The sequence below is a fragment of the Exiguobacterium sp. s34 genome (genome assembly GCF_018617435.1).
Lineage (GTDB): Bacteria > Bacillota > Bacilli > Exiguobacteriales > Exiguobacteriaceae > Exiguobacterium > Exiguobacterium aestuarii.
Genome location: NZ_JACSKE010000003.1, coordinates 403,489 through 419,855 on the forward strand (window position 1 = coordinate 403,489; position 16,367 = coordinate 419,855).

The window sequence follows — 16,367 nt, forward strand, 5'->3', positions numbered from 1 at the left end:
TGCGGCTCGACACGTCCAAACTTGTATAATTGATGTCATTTTTCAAAGAAAACGCTCCCATGATTTTTTGTTTCTTCATGTAAACGGTATCATGAATCAATTTTGATTTTTCTGATGAAAATGGCTTTACAGAAGTCTTTCAATCATTGAATATAGAAGAAATTATGAATGAATACAGATAGATAGAAAGAAGGAAGAGTTTATGGTCATTATTCAAGGAATTGCACTTTTACTGCTCATCCTCGCCTTGTTCACACTTTTCAGTTACAAGGCGCCATTCGGAATGAAAGCGATGGGCGCATTGGCAGGTGCGGCAATCGCAAGCTTCCTCGTCGAAGCATTCAACGCATATGCCATCGGCGGATTACTGCCACTCCCTTTATATGAAGAAGTCGGGCAGGCAGCCGGTTCATTATCTGGTCCTGCTGCCGCGGCACTCGTTGCCATCGCACTCGGAATCAACCCCGTCTATAGCTTAATGATCGGATTATCCGTGTCTGGTTTCGGGATCCTTCCTGGATTTTTCGCAGGATATATCCTGGCTCTGGCTGGCACACGAATCAATCGCTATCTTCCGACAGGTGTCGATATGATTTTCTACGTCATCGTGATGGCACCGCTCGCACGTCTCGTCGCTACTGGCGTGGACCCACTGGTTTCAAATACACTTGCACAAATCGGTGCAGTCATCGAACTCGCCGCGACGCAAAACCCGGTCGTCATGGGACTCGTTCTCGGTGGAATCGTTACTGTCGTGTCGACGTCACCTCTCAGCTCAATGGCTTTGACGGCGATGCTCGGATTGACAGGTGTGCCGATGGCGATTGCCGCTCTCGCGTTGACTGCATCCATTTCGATGAACTACCTGTTGTTCCGTCAACTGAAAATCGGTACGAAAAAAGACCAGCTTTCTGTAGCCATTGAACCGTTGACACAGGCCGACCTCATCTCGGCGAATCCAATCCCAATCTATAGTGTGAACTTTGTAGGGGGTGCAATCGCAGGATTGATTGTAGCGATGACCGGTATGATCAATGATGCGCCCGGGTCGGCTGCGGGTATTCCTGGTCTACTCGTCATGTATGGCTTCAACGACTGGCAGACCGTCACACTGACAGCTGTTGTTTTATTCATCCTCGGAATCGGATTCGGATTGATTGGAAGTCGACTCTTTAAAAACTTCCCGATTGTCCGTCATACGGAAAAAGTTGAATCAACAGAAGAAGATGCCGCATAAAAAAATCGATGCACGCTCGAACGGTTTGTTCAGCGGCATCGATTTTTATTTTGCTTTCGGAAGTGGGGCCTCTATTCTGACAGGGGTGCGATAGATTGGGAAATAATCAGATAATCCATGCAATTGAATGTGCTTTGCATTTAATTGCTGATAAACCTGTTCGTTGAATACAAATTGACCAATGTAGTAAGGAAGCGGCTCATCTCCGGAAAAACTCAATTTAAAGTCATAGAGTGCATCTTGACCGGCGGCCCCTCCTCCGAGATGCAGATGAAGTTTACCCTTTTCACCCGCACGACGAATCATTTCACTGAATAGGAAATGGTTAGGACGGAGAGGTAAATAGTCTTTGAGAGACCCTCCTAAGTGGTAGTTTGCTCCCTCGTCACCATATAAGACTAATACTCCTGCAATCACGGTATTTTCAAAAACTGCAAATAGAAACTCGGTTTCGAATGATTCGCTCGTCAGTAACTGAGTGAAATAAGAATCAGGATAATAGTAGTCTTCAATTGCATCCCGACGATTCATGGTCGCCTCATAAAGATGCATAAATGTGTGAATGTCAGATGCGTCACCACGCACAACAGTCAACTGTTCACGGATGGCTCGTTTCACGTTTCGTTTCGTCATTTTATGGAACCGCTCAGTCAAGTATTCATACGGTTCATCTAGTTGGACATGGACAGTCTTTCGTACTGGAACTGCTCTCCCGAATGTTTCCATAATGACCTCATCAATTCTTAATGGATGATAACGAATCGTTTCGGTCACAGTTTTCTCGTTCTCCTTACGTTTAATGAAATGTTGCCTTGCGACTTTCACTTCATCATCTGTGAACGTTCCAACACGAAACGGACCACCATATCCGTAAGCTGTTACAAGATCATCATATTTTTCATTGATTCGGCGACGGATATATGGATATACAAGCATCCCTTTCGATGTGATGGCAAGAAACAGCTCTGGTGAGTCGTTCGATTCACAATTCACGTTGACATAATCAAAATGATCATACGCATCGCATGTTGTTAAATCCAACCATTTTTCCCATTCCATTTGGTCTTTGATGATTTTGAATTCCATCATCTCATCCCCTTTTCAGTAAGTGATTTCCATAACCACTTTTCCCATTAAAGGATGAGCACACCAGTGAAGAATTTAACTTTTTGTTGTTAACAATCAATATCCGTTTAAAGTAATTTACGAAATAAATATCGTTATTTCTTTTTACGTTTTTGTTCAAAAAAAGAACGAACTCACACTCAGGCGAATTCGTTCTTTTAGAAATCTTATGGAAATCAATCTACTGACATCACTTGACCCGTCTCGGACGATTGTCGAGCAAGTTCAATCAAGTGCGTCGTGAGTGTCGCATCTTTTAGAGATATGATAGGCTGACGCGTCTGATAACTTTCAGCCAACTGTTCATAATACTTAAAATAGCTGCCTTTCTCGACTTGAATCGTTTCGACCTCGTCCGTCGATAAAATCCCAGTCTCTAACACGTCACTTGCTAATTTCCCTTGTTTCAACGCTTCTTCCTGTGGGTCGAGACCAAATTTCATGAAACTTCCCTTCGTCCCATGCACTTCGAATCGTGGAGTCTCTCCAGCGATGAATGGGTTCGAGCGAAGGTAAACTCGCTTCTCTCCATAATAGAATGTCACACAGAATCCATCGTCAGACTGTCCACCCACACGTTGAATCATCACATCCGCTTGAATTTTGTCCGGCTTTCCAAACAAAGCGAGCGTCTGATCGATAAGATGACTTCCTAGGTCAAACAAGATCCCTGCACCCGGTCCTGCATTTTCACGCCAACGGTCCCGAACATTTGGACGGAAACGATCAAAACGCGATTCCACTACCTTCCAGTCCCCTAATTCATTCGAGTCGAGTAGTGACTTGATTGTTAAGAAATCTCCGTCATAACGACGATTCTGATAGACGTTGACGATCCCCCTCGATTTCGCTTCAAGTTCCATCAACTCATATCCTTCTTCCGTTGTCAGGAATGCAGGTTTTTCAACTAGCACATCTTTCCCAGCCTTGAGACAGTCAACGATCATCTCTTTATGTAAATGCGATGGTGTGGTAATCACATACAATGTAGCATCCGATTGTAGTGCCTCCTCTAACGACGCATATACCGTTGCACCAGGTAATTCAGCCTGTACTTCTTCCGGGCGTGATGACACGACACCGCTCACTTCAAAAGTGTCAATCGCCTTTAAAAACGGCAAATGGAACGTGTTCGCTGAAAAGCCGAAACCTACCAAGACAGTTTTAATCATCGAAACTCCTCCTTTTTCACTTTCATCATTATATCAAAAAAAGGGTCCAAAGACCCTTATGCACTCATGCTCTCATCTAATCTGTATTCGAACGTATTGTACCCGTTTCGTGAATCGACAAAGACGAAACCAAAACGTGGATAATAACTATTTAGAAATTCATTGTCAGCGACACAATCGAGACGAATTGGTTCATCTTCATCGGCTTCCTCTAGTACATGCTCCATGAGCTGCTGACCGACGCCGCGACCTTTCAGCTTTTCGCTGACGACGATTCGATGGATATATTGTCCACGCTCACTGTCGTCCCATAAGTTATCATCCCAGGCGTCTGGAGGTAACAATGCGATTGAAGCTAAAATTTGTTGGTCATCTTCAAAGACATATACACTGCCTTCTGTAATGTCAGTGCGCACACGCTCTACGAGGTCCTGTTCCAAATATTCGGTCCATTGGTCGCTTCCTTGTTCATTTAGCGCTACGGCTCGTTGTTCGATTAGGTTCGCGATGTTTTTGGCATCGCGCTTCGTCGCGAGTCGAATCATAACGTCCTCCTTTAGTTATACAGTATTTGAAATACAAATATAACGGAGAACACTTTACCTTTCAACCATCTTGCTCACTGTTGAAGTTCGAACGGAATGACCTCACCTTCGTTCAACTGATAGCTATAGGACAAGGTAGCGTACAAGCTGTGGGAGACGGAACAATATCGTTCAACGGACAGTTCAATCGCACGTCGCACCCGTTCTTCAGACAAGTCGCCTTTCAGGATATACAAGATGTGAATGGCTGTAAAGCGTTTTGGATGATCGATTGCCCTTACCCCATCAATCTTCATTTCGAACGATTCTAACGGTTGACGCATCTTATGCAAAATCGATACGATATCGATTCCGGTGCAGGACGCTGTCGCGTGAAGCAACATCTCGGTCGGACGTGGTCCTGTATCAAGTCCACCCACGTCCTCTGACGCATCGAGGGTGACTGTATGCCCCGATGGCGTATGCGTCTCAAACGCCATGCCTTGCTTCCATACTACTTCCATGTTCATGATCTTCTCCCCCTATTTCATTTGATAGCAACCTATTCCCGCATTTGATGTATGATTAAGCCATAAATCAATTTTAAGGGGTGTATGTCGTTGGATTGGTCCATTCTTTTCAGTTCGGGGCTATATATTGTCCTCGGGTTAAACTTATTGTTCGCACTCGCCGTCATTTTTGCCGAAAGACGTGACGTCGGCGCGACCTGGGCCTGGTTACTCGTTTTGTTTTTCTTGCCGGTGCTCGGATTTATCATCTACCTTTTCCTCGGGAGACAGCTTAAGAAGGATAACTTCTATAATTTGAGTGTAGAAGAACGTTCTTTTCATGCGCTTCAAGTTGAAGCACAGCTCGAACAGATTCACACGCCTCAAACGCAGATTGCTCAACCGTTATTTGAAAAGTATGATCAACTGCTACAAATGAACTTGCGATCTTCAAAATCATTGATTAGTGTACATAACCGCTCCCTCATCTTGCATGACGGTGAACAAAAGTTCAAAGCGTTAATGGATGACATCCGCTCTGCCGAAACGGAAATCAATATCCAGTACTATATCATTCAGCGCGATGCTCTCGGACAGGCGCTGTTAAAGGAATTGATTGAACGAGCGAAAGCGGGTGTCAAAGTCCGACTCCTTTACGACGCAGTCGGCTCTCGCAGTCTCCGTAATTCAGACTTTAAAGAGTTGATTGCGAATGATGGGGAGGTACGTGTCTTCTTCCCACCGACGCTCGGAATGATCAACTTTAAGTTAAACAACCGAAATCACCGAAAAGTCGTCATCATTGATGGGAAGATCGGCTATGTCGGTGGCTTTAACGTCGGGACCGAATATCTCGGACTCGTTGAGAAGTTCGGATACTGGCGCGACACCCATTTGCGTGTTGAAGGAGACGTCGTCTATAATCTTCAACACCGATTCATCCTGGACTGGAATTACTCAGGTCACCGCAAGCATGATCCGGAAAATACGTTCTGCTTTGCGAAACATGAGATTAAGGACAACTCCCCGATGCAAATCGTCACGAGCGGTCCGAACTCGGATACGGAACATTTAAAAAATATGATGATTAAAATGATCATGTCGGCGAAACGACGGGTCGTCATCCAAACCCCTTACTTCATACCTGATACGAGTTTTATGGATGCATGTAAAATGGCACTCAACTCCGGCGTTCAAATGGACATCATGATCCCAGGAAAACCGGACCACCCGTTCGTCATGTGGGCATCGCTCTCCTTCCTCGGAGAATTGCTCGACTATGGGGCAAACGTCTATCTGTATGATGAAGGTTTTCTTCACGCGAAGACGCTCGTCGTCGATGATGAGATTGCGACGGTCGGAACGACGAATTTGGATGCCCGAAGCTTTCGTCTCAACTTTGAAGTCAACGCAGTCATTTATGATGAACGCGTCGCCCTCGAACTTGTTTCCTTATTTGAGACAGACACTGCAGTCAGTCGAACGTATACGATGGAAGACTATGAAAAGCGAAAATGGACGGTTCGCTTACGCGAAGGGGTCTCACGACTCCTCAGTCCGATTCTATAAGAAAGAAGCAGAGCTGAACGCTCTGCTTCTTTGTCATTTTATAACTTGAATCGTGAGACAAGGTCCTGTAGTTCCTCTGCCATCGTCGCAAGTGCTTTCGCCGATTGTGACACCTCTTCAATCGATTTCAATTGATCATCTGTCGTTGCTGCGACTTGCTTAGAGGTACTCGAGTTCTCGTCGGCGATGTCCGCGATTTGAGATGCAGTCGCCGCCACTTCCTGAACGTTCGCTGCAATCTCCTCGACAGTTGCCGTCACGTCTTCGATTCTCGGGGTCATAGCGACTGTCCGCTCTTTAATTTTCTCAAATCGGTCTGCCGTCATTTCTGAAGAAATAAGTCCGGCTTTCGTGTGGGTAGATACTTCTTGCATCAAATGAACGGATTGCTCCGTTTCCTGTTTAATACGATCAATCAATGCCGCAATTTGTTTCGTTGACTGTTGAGACTGCTCCGCAAGTTTCCGAACCTCGCTCGCGACGACGGCGAATCCTTTCCCGTTCTCGCCAGCCCGCGCCGCTTCAATCGCTGCGTTCAATGCGAGCAGGTTCGTCTGTTCCGCAATCCCGTTGATGACCGAGACGATTTCGCCGATTTCACTCGAGCGATGTGCCAACGATTGAATGACGCCTTCAAACGTCACGACTGATGCATCAATTGCCTGCATCTGCTTGACGTTCTCTCTCACTGTCGTCGACCCATCTTCCGCTTCATTTGACGTCTCGCGTGATAGTTCAGACACGTCCATCGAGCTCTCTGAGATACGCATAATTCCGGATGTGATGGCTTGTAGCGATGTCGCATTGTCATCAAGTTGACGTTTTGAACCATCGGCACTGACCGCCATCTGATCGACCGCACGAGCAATCTGTTCTGACGAAGCGGTATTGTGCGCGGAGTTTGCCATCAATTCCTGCGAAGATGCCGCGACTTGACTGATTGAATCGTCTAGACGTAGCAACACCATCCGTAGTGAGGCACTCATCTCATTAAAACTCTCTGAAACGCGACCGATCTCATCATTCGATAAGACAGGGATTGGTTCAGTCAAATCGCCGGACTTAATCCGTTCAGCGCCTTCCGTCAATAAGCGCAATGGGCGTAAAATCGACCGGAGCACGAAGTACAAGAGCACCGCTGCCACACCGAACATACCGACGATGACGAATACGGTCGTCCAAAGAATACCGACAGTCTCGTCTTGAATCTCACCGTCATAAAGTGTACCTGTGATTTTCCATCCAGTGAGTGGGTTCGTCACGAACGCTTTCTCGACACCCTCTCCGTTCTCCTCTACTGATAGAATTCCCTCATCTGTTGCAAATAATGACTCTGTCGAAGCCTCGGTAGACTTTTCTCCGACTTCAATCGATGGATGAATGACGACTTGTTGTGCCTCATCAAAGATCGCCACATATCCTTCCTGACCGATTTGAATACTCGATGCGACGTCAGCAATATCATTGACATCGACGTCAACCGCAACGACACCACGACCGTCCGCTGTCTTTTTTGAGACCGTGATCATCATTTTCTGAGAGGCGGCGTCGACGTAGGGATTCGTGATGGCGACCTCTTGCCCACTTGCCTCTGCCGCCTCATACCAAGGACGGGTACGAGGATCATACCCTTCAGGCAATTCCTGTTCAGGATAAATCGTCATCGCCCCCGCTGCTGATGCAAAATAAATGTTCGTCACTTTTGGATGTGTTTCTAAATACTCCGTGAACTTTTCTGCTAACGCCTGATTTTCTTCACCTTCTTCATAGATAGAAGCATCGAGCCGATTGGAGAAGAATGAAATGTCCGTTTGAATCGGCGCAATTAAATTTGTCACTTCGTTGTTCATCCGGTCTACTCCCGAATTGGCAGACTGGATCATTTGTGACTCAATCTTTTGCTTTGCCTGCGCGTATGCGACGACCCCGATCAATGTCGCCGGAATGAGCAATAATAAGACTGATAAGACAATCAATTTTTGTTTGATGCTGATGGTACGTTTCTGTCTCATAAAACATCTCCTTACCCCGAATAGAATGTTGAAGAAGGATCGGTCTGATAGACCGAACACTCCTTTCGTTACCTACAATATCGGTTAGGAAAAATAGATGTTGATCATTGATTGAATTATTCGAAAATTATTTTTCGGAACCTGAAATGGAGTTTCACTCCAAGAATCAATATAGAAAGAAATCATTATATTCGCAATCTGTATTTTATTCAGTTAACATATCGGAAAAGGGGGCAAAAGCATGAATACATTATTGGAAGAAATTAAAGCGTACAAAGATCAATTCAAGCAAAAAGCACCGGCCGAAAAGCAGCGATTGATGGCACAAGCGACGCAAGAATTGAAAGATTCAGGGATTGCATCGGGACTAACCGTCGGCGATCGAGCACCGATGTTTGAATTGCCTCATGCAGACGGGACAAACGTCGGCTTGAAGGCACTTCTCGAGAAAGGACCTGTCATCGTCACGTTTTATCGTGGTGGATGGTGCCCATACTGCAACCTCGAACTTCGAGCGTATCAGCGTGAATTAGTCAAAATTGAGGAAAAGGGTGCCACACTCGTGGCGATCAGCCCAGAGACACCTGATTACTCACTATCTACGAAAGAGAAGAACGAGCTCGACTTTTACGTGTTGAGCGACGTGGATAATCAAGTCGCACGTCAATTTGACCTCGTTTTTGATATGCCGGATTATTTGATTGAGATTTATGAAGCATCTGGTCTCCACGTCGATGCACATAACGGCAATGAGGACTGGCAGCTTCCGAAGCCAGCGACGTTTATCATCCAACCGGATGGTACGATTTCATTCAGTGATGTGCCCGCTGACTATACAGAACGTGTCGACCCGAAAACGGTCGTTGAACAATTATAAATGAAAAAGGAGGTGACGTTGTCATCTCCTTTTCTTGTACCATTTTTTACTGATTGTCTTATCACTTCTTGAATTCCTCATGCAATATTCCATACACCATGCTATCGGTCCATTCATTTTTATTCCAATAGTCCTTCAAGAAATGAGCTTCTTTTCTCATTCCAATTCGCTCGCATAATGTTTGGGAAGCGACATTCCTTGCATCAAGATTGGCTTGTATTCGATGTATGTTGAACTCGTTAAACAACTCTTTGACCAATCCTCTAACTGCTTCAGTAGCGAACCCTTTCCCAGAGTGAGAATCAGCGAAGCAATAGCCAATCTCGACAGTTTCTTTTATCCCCGTATACCAAACTGTGAGATCCCCGATCACTTCATCTTGAAGGACAACCGCCAAATTCAATGGACTTGTTTCGGTAAGGGTAGAATTGGTCAATTTTTTAGCAAACGCTTCATTCATATTCTCAGATGTCCAAGGGTCATGTAAGAGATATCTACACACGTCAGGATTTTTATAAATATCAAATGTAGCATACAGATCGTCCTTCTTGAATGGTCTGATTTCTAGACGTTCAGTGGTAAATTCCATATCGATTCCCCCTTGCAAATCGTCGTGAGTATCGTAAGAATACTCACAACCTAATAACTTTATGGTATAACGACAAATTCCTCAACGCGTTTGAGAAGTGTTTCGAGTAAGCGTAGTGACCGGTATGTGTCTCCTGTGTACTCGAGACTATGGTTCATCTGTTCGACAATCTCGAGTTCAGTCAATGCCTCATGCTCAAGATTCTTGATTCGTTCAAGTATGTAGTGTTGGTCTTCCGTACCCATGAGAACGAGCTGTTTTCCCTCATGAGACAAGATCGCTTCGTATACGTCATTTCGTTTCAACAACGGTGTCAACCAGACCAGTTCGGCGTCGCGAAACACATGACGGCCACGTTCACTCGTCATCGCAATCGTACCGAGCGATTTTCCGATGATTATGTATTTATTAAAGGAATGGGATTGTAGCAGTTGATCGATGACGAGCCGAACATCGTTAACAATCGCCACTGATACATCGACTGATTCATATCGCTCATCCCGATAGTTGTAGTTGACCTCAAGGACGTTCAATCCATTCTCTAAACAAAGCGCTGTCGTATAGCGAAACATCGGGGAATCATTCGTATATCCGTATCCCGGCAACAAGATCACGAGGGTGTCGGATGACGAATTAGACTGGAGAAATGAATACGAGACAGGTATTCCGTTTGTGCCGATGACTCGACCCTCTTTTTCTTCATACATATCGTTCCCTCATTTCTGCAAAAGTTGCGTGTCATGGTGGTGAATCATCGTCCCGATCGTCTCTCCTTGAAGGATTCGTTGAATCGCATTCCGCTCCTTGAAATCGAACAAGTGAATCGGCAATCCGTGATCCCTTGCGAGTAGTAACGCTGATTGGTCCATCACTTTCAAATCATGGGAGATGACGTCGTTATAGTGAAGGGTTTCATATTGACGAGCCGCTGCATCCAATTGTGGGTCTCGATCAAATACGCCAGAAACACCGTTTTTTGCGACGAATAAGGCATCACACCCCACTTCGATTGCACGCTGAACGGCCGGATAGTCTGAAGAAACGAACGGTTGACCGTTACCGCCTGCGAAAATGACGATATATCCTTTTTTCAAATGATTGATGGCACGAAGTTGAATGTATGGCTCGGCAACGCTCGGCATCGGGATTGACGTCATGACGCGAACTTCTTGATCGACGTCTCGTTTCAAGATGCCCCGCAACATCAATGAATTCATGACGGTACCGAGAGTGCCGATATGATCTGCCTCGACGCGATTGATGCCCCACGCTTCTGCTTGATTCCCTCGGAAGAGGTTGCCCCCGCCGACCATGACGCAAACTTCAACCCCACTCTTTGCGAGTGACAATATTTCCTCTGCAATCAGGCTGAGACTCATTTCATCAAAATTATCCGTTCCATCACCAGCTAGAGCGGCTCCACTTAACTTAATACAGATTTTCCGATGTTCCATCTTTCCCCAACCCTTCATTTGGAATTTTTTGTTCAATTCAGTATAGAAGAGTTTAAATAATGGAACAACACTATTTTTAATTGATTCATGAGCACATTTCTTTATATTCCTGATAAGACTCCTCGAACATATAAAGTCCACCGATTTCTTCATCAATGAACGAATATAGAGAAATTTCAAAGTCATGGAGTGATGATTCATTAAGACACTCTTTTACTCTTAGCAAACCTTCTCTTACGTACAGTTTTCCCTTTTCAATATTATCGTTTGAGATATAGTACCGTCCAAGACAAAGATAGTAACGAGGAAATTCTGGGTACTCCGTTATCGCTTTTAACAGATACGATTCATACTGTTCTGGATGTTCGAATTCATGTAGATTGGCCATTGAATAGTAGAGGATCCCTTTTGACTTAGCATCCATTTTATTCAGCATCGACTTGATCTCTTCAATCTTTGCTTCGTCTAATACTGGATAGACGAAAGTTGATTCAAGATATACGCCGAGGGCGAAGAAAATCGAATGCTCCGGAAACTTATCAAATGCTTCGAATAAGTGTTTAGAGGCACTCTCATAGTCTTCTTCCGGCGTATCCATTTCAGCGCTAATGAGAGTCGTCCAGGCGATGAATTCGTCTGGGTACTCTCGGACTAATTCTCTGGCGGCACGGATTGCAAGGAATAGCTTCTTTGGCGATTGTGCCATAGTTTGTATCTTTTGGATTTCTTGATCAAAATTTATCATTTTCTCTTACCCTTAAAAAACAAATTTTCACTACTTCCCCCTAATTTAACTAGGTGATTTGAATACCATTTTGTCACCACACATGAAGTAGCAATATGAGTTCCCAAATTATAACTAGACGCACATTACTATGATTTATTGAACATAGAAGATGAAACGGTGAATTTATTTCATGTATGTTTATGATTGTAGCTCAAAGGCAGAATGAATCGCTATAGATAAAAAAGCTCAGATCGGCACAAAAAAAGACCGTAGAACATTCTACAGTCTCTAAGCTTAGGCACCCATAATCGAATCATGACGGGTCGTTTCCCAACCATACGCCACTTCGCGGAGTAACAATTCACCAAACTCCCGATCCTTTTGGTCGATGACTTGCCCTTGTTTCCGCTCATAAAATGTGCGGAACGGATTCATCTCAAGCGCCCAAATCAAAAGTCCCGCCTCGCACATCGACTGTACGGCGTGCTCAAGGAGAGCGGACCCGATTCCGTTCCCTTGATGATTCTCCAAAATATAAATGGCATACACTTCGTTCGTGTGGTCCGGGTACTCACCCGTACGCTCTTCTCCGTAAAGGACGAAGCCTACAATCTCATCATCCACAGTCGCCACAAAGCCGGCTACTTCCTGTTGACGAAGCGCTGTCCGCAACCGTTCTGCCCATTCGATGGAACCGGACGATACTTTTAGCAAATATTCAGTCGGCACGATCCCCCGATAGGTCGTTCGCCATCCGTTCACACGCACTCTCGCAATCCCATACACATCATCTGGTTTGGCGACCCGAATGTCCAATGTGACCCCCTCCTAACCCGAAGCTTTACAAATAGTTTACCACAAATCCCCAACTTGCAATCCGAGATTATGTGAATTTTCGTCGTTCTTCTACCACAAAAAAGAGCCGTCACCTCGACCGAGGCAACGGCTCTTCAAGCGTTATGCGACTTCTTTTGATTGGACCGGTGTAGACGACGTTAACGGCTTCTTCAAGAATGAGAGGAGCAATGCGCCGACGAGGGCACCTGTCAAGATGGCAAGGGCATAGAGTCCCATGCTCATCGCGACATTTCCAGCTCCTTCAAGAAGTGGGAAGACGAAGATTCCGCCGTGTGGGGCTGGCAATTGAATCGTGAAGAATGCTGACAATCCACCTGCGATTGCAGAGCCGAGGATTGCAGATGGTAAGACGCGAATCGGATCCGCTGCAGCGAACGGGATGGCCGCTTCGGTGATGAATGAGGCTCCCATGATATAGGCAGTCTTACCTGCTTCACGCTCTTGTTTCGAGAATTTCTGACGAGCGAATACAGTCGATGCGAGTGCGACAAGAATTGGTGGCACCATTCCACCCGCCATGACGGCTGCCATGACTTCTTGGTTTCCAGCTGTGAGGGCTGCCGTACCGAACACGTATGCCGTCTTGTTGATCGGACCACCCATGTCGACTGCCATCATACCACCGACGATGACACCAAGAAGGATGGCGTTTGCGCCGCTCATGCTGTTCAACGTATCCATTAACCATGTCATCAGTGCTGCAATCGGTTCATTGACGACGAGCAACATGACCATACCTGAAATAAACGATCCGAGTAGCGGATATAAGAGGACCGGCTTGATTCCTTCAAGTGAAGCTGGCAACTTCGCAAGTGCCTTCTTCAAGAAGAGAACAACATAACCTGCCAAGAAACCGGCGATGAGACCACCGAGGAATCCGGCGTTCCCTTGACTTGCAAGTACCCCTGCGACGAGACCTGGCGCGAGACCTGGACGATCGGCAATCGACATGGCGATGAAACCAGCGAGAATCGGAACGAGGAAACCGAAGGCAGCTCCACCGATTGTCATTAACTGGGCGGCAAATTCATTGTAAGACGGGTCATCCGGGTTCGCCGAGTTGATGCCCCAGAAGAAGCTGATCGCGATCAAGAGACCACCAGCCACAACGAGTGGGAGCATTGCAGATACACCGCTCATCAAGTGCTTGTAGATACCTGTACGTTGTTCTTTCGGTGCACCAGATGTTTTTGAAGCTTCATATACCGGCGCATCTTGATTGACGGCGCGATTGATGAGTTCTTCTGGTTTACGGATTCCTTGCGCGACCGGTACTTCAATGACACGCTTTCCAGCGAAACGATCCATTTCTACGGCTTTATCTGCTGCGACGATGATTGCTGTTGCACGATCGATATCTGCACGTGTAAGTTCGTTTTTCACTCCAGTAGAACCGTTCGTTTCGACTTTAATATCGACGCCCATCGCTTCCGCCTTTTGTTTCAAGCTGTCCGCTGCCATATACGTATGGGCGATTCCTGTCGGACAAGCCGTGACTGCTAAGATAAACGGTGCATCTTCATTCGTAGGTTTGACGACTTCTGGCTTCTCTTCAGCCGCTTCCTTCTCCTCGATGGCACGGATGACATCGCTTTCAGAAGTTGCTGCATAAAGGCGGTCTTGGAATGCTGGGTCCATCAAGTAGACCGATAATTTAGAGAGCGTTTCAAGGTGTTCGTTATTTGCGTTCTCCCCAGCTGCAATCATGAAGAAGAGACGACTTGGTTGACCGTCTAACGCTTCATAATCGAGGCCTTCTGAACGACCGAAAGCGATGGCTGGTGTTTTGACGGCGCTCGTTTTCGCGTGGGGGATGGCAATCCCTTCTCCAAGTCCTGTCGTGCTCTCGCTTTCACGTTTTAAGATGGCGTCACGATATCCGTTACGGTCAGATAGTTTGCCGGCACGGTCTAGGACATCGACGAGTTCTTCGATGACCTCACGCTTAGAGCTGGCGCGAAGATTCAATTGAATCGTATCGCGTTGGAGCAAGTCCGTGATTTTCATGTTGTTTCCTCCATTCGTTTAAGTGGTGTAAGTTGTACTTGATCGATCAATCGGTCAATATCTTGTTTTGAACAAAGACCAAACGTATATGCGGACGCACTACCTGTTGTGACAGCGTAGCGGAACGCCTCCTGTTCGCCTTTTTCTTTGACGTTTGCGACAAAACCGGCAACGAGTGAGTCTCCGGCACCGACTGAGTTGACGAGTTTCCCGACCGGTGTGTTCGCCGTAACCGCGCCGTTTTTGTTGACGAGTAGTGCTCCATCACCTGCAAATGAAATGATGACGTTTTTCGCGCCACGTTCGACGAGCTGCTCCGCATAAGGAAGAGCGTCCTCAAACGTCTCGATCTCTGTATCGAACAGTTCGCCTAACTCGTGATGGTTCGGTTTGATCATCAACGGTTCGAGCGAAAGGACTTCAAGCATGGCATCTTTCGTCGTATCGACGACGAAGTCGGCACCTTTTTCACGAATCGATTCAGCGATTGTCCGGTATAACGAGTCTGGTAAATTGCTTGGGATACTCCCTGCAAGAACGACGATGTCACCTTCATCGACTTGGTCGAACTTGTCTTGTAAATGTTCGAGTTCACCATCCGTGATATTCGGTCCGCTCGCGTTCAATTCGGTCTCTTCTTTAGCACGAATCTTGACGTTGATTCGGGTATTTCCGTTCACTTCGACGAAGTCCGTGTGTACGCCATGGTCGACGAGCGACTTTTTGATGAAGTCTCCTGTCGTTCCACCGATAAAGCCAAGAGCTTTCGTTTCTTTTTCATATTCTCGAAGTACGATCGAAACGTTGATCCCTTTTCCACCTGCTCGTTCGGTCGTTTCTTCGATTCGGTTCACTTCTCCTAAATTTACTTCTGGTAATGTCACATAGTAATCAATAGAAGGGTTGAGTGTTAACGTGTAAATCATTTCGCATTCACCACCTTTGTTATTGTTTGGATGGAACTCATTGATGCATCGCTTGATGTGATCAATTGCGCAGCGTCTAACGTGGCGACTCGGCTGAACGTTCGTTTCCCGATTTTCGATGCGTCCGCGAGCACGTATGACGTCTGTGCTAATTCAATTGCCGTCTTTTTGACAAGCGCTTCTTCTGGGTCTGGTGTCGTGTAGCCTGCGTCAAGGTCGATTCCGTTCATTCCGAGGAAAGCGAGGTCAACTCGATAGTTCATCATGCTCTCACGCGCGTTGTATCCGACGAGCGCCTGAGTCGACCGTTTCAATTCTCCGCCAATCACAAACGTCTTAATATCAAGATCAAATAATTCATTCGCTATCGGTAGACTGTTTGTGACGACGACAATTTTCTTTCCTTCTAAAAACGGAACCATTGCCTGCGTCGTTGTACCGGCATCTAAGTAGATCGACATGCCGTCTTCGATGAATGTTGCGGCCTTCCGTGCAATCGCAACTTTTTCATCGACGAAACGATCTCGTTTCTCTTCAAATGTCGGTTCTTCGTCAGGAGTCGCGATGAGTGTCGCTCCCCCGTGCACCCTTACCAGATATCCTTCCGCTTCGAGGTCCGTCAAATCACGGCGAATCGTCGACTCGGATGAATCCGTCAAATCAACCAACTCTTTCAATTTGACGACTTTCTGCTCAGATAAGCGTTGTAAAATCAACTGATGTCGTTGTTTCGTTAACATCTTGTTCCCTCCATACGTCTAATATAAAGCGTTTTCATTAT

Annotated in this window: 16 protein-coding genes; 3 read left to right on the forward strand and 13 right to left on the reverse strand. The window is 46.1% G+C overall.

The window, feature by feature from the left end:
• Positions 1-202 precede the first annotated feature (202 nt).
• Positions 203-1,237: a PTS sugar transporter subunit IIC gene (locus KNO87_RS09150; RefSeq protein WP_214745183.1), complete on the forward strand. Its 1,035-nt coding sequence runs from the start codon at positions 203-205 to the stop codon at positions 1,235-1,237.
• Positions 1,238-1,282: 45 nt separating this feature from the next.
• Here KNO87_RS09150 and KNO87_RS09155 read toward each other — a convergent pair whose 3' ends face one another.
• The 4 genes from KNO87_RS09155 to KNO87_RS09170 form a co-directional block, all read right to left on the reverse strand.
• Positions 1,283-2,323, reverse strand: a complete 1,041-nt coding sequence (locus KNO87_RS09155) for a GNAT family N-acetyltransferase (RefSeq protein ID WP_214795253.1) — start codon at positions 2,321-2,323, stop codon at positions 1,283-1,285.
• Positions 2,324-2,538: 215 nt separating this feature from the next.
• Positions 2,539-3,534, reverse strand: a complete 996-nt coding sequence (locus KNO87_RS09160; RefSeq protein ID WP_214795256.1) for a Gfo/Idh/MocA family oxidoreductase — start codon at positions 3,532-3,534, stop codon at positions 2,539-2,541.
• A 56-nt stretch (positions 3,535-3,590) separates the two neighbouring features.
• Positions 3,591-4,079, reverse strand: a complete 489-nt coding sequence (locus KNO87_RS09165) for a GNAT family N-acetyltransferase (RefSeq protein ID WP_214795260.1) — start codon at positions 4,077-4,079, stop codon at positions 3,591-3,593.
• Positions 4,080-4,153: 74 nt separating this feature from the next.
• Complete coding sequence (locus KNO87_RS09170; protein WP_214795263.1) at positions 4,154-4,588, reverse strand: OsmC family protein; 435 nt, start codon at positions 4,586-4,588, stop codon at positions 4,154-4,156.
• 84 nt (positions 4,589-4,672) lie between these two features.
• Here KNO87_RS09170 and cls point away from each other — a divergent pair, with 84 nt between their 5' ends.
• Positions 4,673-6,136: a cardiolipin synthase gene (gene cls / locus KNO87_RS09175; RefSeq protein WP_483298049.1), complete on the forward strand. Its 1,464-nt coding sequence runs from the start codon at positions 4,673-4,675 to the stop codon at positions 6,134-6,136.
• A 38-nt stretch (positions 6,137-6,174) separates the two neighbouring features.
• Here the strand turns inward: cls and KNO87_RS09180 are convergent, their stop codons facing one another.
• Positions 6,175-8,148 carry a methyl-accepting chemotaxis protein gene (locus KNO87_RS09180; RefSeq protein ID WP_214795267.1) on the reverse strand — a complete coding sequence of 658 codons (1,974 nt, stop codon included), beginning with the start codon at positions 8,146-8,148 and terminating at the stop codon, positions 6,175-6,177.
• A 241-nt stretch (positions 8,149-8,389) separates the two neighbouring features.
• On the opposite strand from KNO87_RS09180, the gene KNO87_RS09185 reads away from it, so the two are divergent.
• Positions 8,390-9,025: a peroxiredoxin-like family protein gene (locus KNO87_RS09185; protein WP_214795269.1), complete on the forward strand. Its 636-nt coding sequence runs from the start codon at positions 8,390-8,392 to the stop codon at positions 9,023-9,025.
• 61 nt (positions 9,026-9,086) lie between these two features.
• Here the strand turns inward: KNO87_RS09185 and KNO87_RS09190 are convergent, their stop codons facing one another.
• The 8 genes from KNO87_RS09190 to KNO87_RS09225 all read right to left on the reverse strand — a co-directional run bounded on the left by KNO87_RS09190 (position 9,087) and on the right by KNO87_RS09225 (position 16,326).
• Positions 9,087-9,614, reverse strand: a complete 528-nt coding sequence (locus tag KNO87_RS09190) for a GNAT family N-acetyltransferase (protein WP_214795271.1) — start codon at positions 9,612-9,614, stop codon at positions 9,087-9,089.
• A gap of 59 nt (positions 9,615-9,673) precedes the next feature.
• Positions 9,674-10,321 carry an alpha/beta family hydrolase gene (locus KNO87_RS09195; protein ID WP_214795273.1) on the reverse strand — a complete coding sequence of 216 codons (648 nt, stop codon included), beginning with the start codon at positions 10,319-10,321 and terminating at the stop codon, positions 9,674-9,676.
• Between the two features lie 9 nt (positions 10,322-10,330).
• On the reverse strand, positions 10,331-11,068 hold the full coding sequence (gene pyrH / locus KNO87_RS09200; protein ID WP_214795275.1) for a UMP kinase: 738 nt from the start codon (positions 11,066-11,068) through the stop codon (positions 10,331-10,333).
• An 85-nt stretch (positions 11,069-11,153) separates the two neighbouring features.
• Complete coding sequence (locus tag KNO87_RS09205; RefSeq protein ID WP_214795277.1) at positions 11,154-11,774, reverse strand: hypothetical protein; 621 nt, start codon at positions 11,772-11,774, stop codon at positions 11,154-11,156.
• 315 nt (positions 11,775-12,089) lie between these two features.
• The gene (locus tag KNO87_RS09210) at positions 12,090-12,611 is read right to left on the reverse strand and encodes a GNAT family N-acetyltransferase (protein WP_214788312.1); all 522 of its coding nucleotides are present in this window, start codon (positions 12,609-12,611) and stop codon (positions 12,090-12,092) included.
• Positions 12,612-12,752: 141 nt separating this feature from the next.
• The gene (locus KNO87_RS09215) at positions 12,753-14,660 is read right to left on the reverse strand and encodes a PTS fructose transporter subunit IIABC (RefSeq protein WP_214795279.1); all 1,908 of its coding nucleotides are present in this window, start codon (positions 14,658-14,660) and stop codon (positions 12,753-12,755) included.
• Positions 14,657-15,586 carry a 1-phosphofructokinase gene (pfkB, locus tag KNO87_RS09220; RefSeq protein ID WP_214795281.1) on the reverse strand — a complete coding sequence of 310 codons (930 nt, stop codon included), beginning with the start codon at positions 15,584-15,586 and terminating at the stop codon, positions 14,657-14,659. Before pfkB ends, KNO87_RS09215 begins: the two co-directional genes overlap by 4 nt.
• A complete protein-coding gene (locus KNO87_RS09225) occupies positions 15,583-16,326 on the reverse strand; it encodes a DeoR/GlpR family DNA-binding transcription regulator (protein WP_214795283.1) in 744 nt (247 codons plus the stop codon). The genes pfkB and KNO87_RS09225 overlap by 4 nt, the downstream gene beginning before the upstream one ends.
• Between the last annotated feature and the right edge of the window lie 41 nt (positions 16,327-16,367).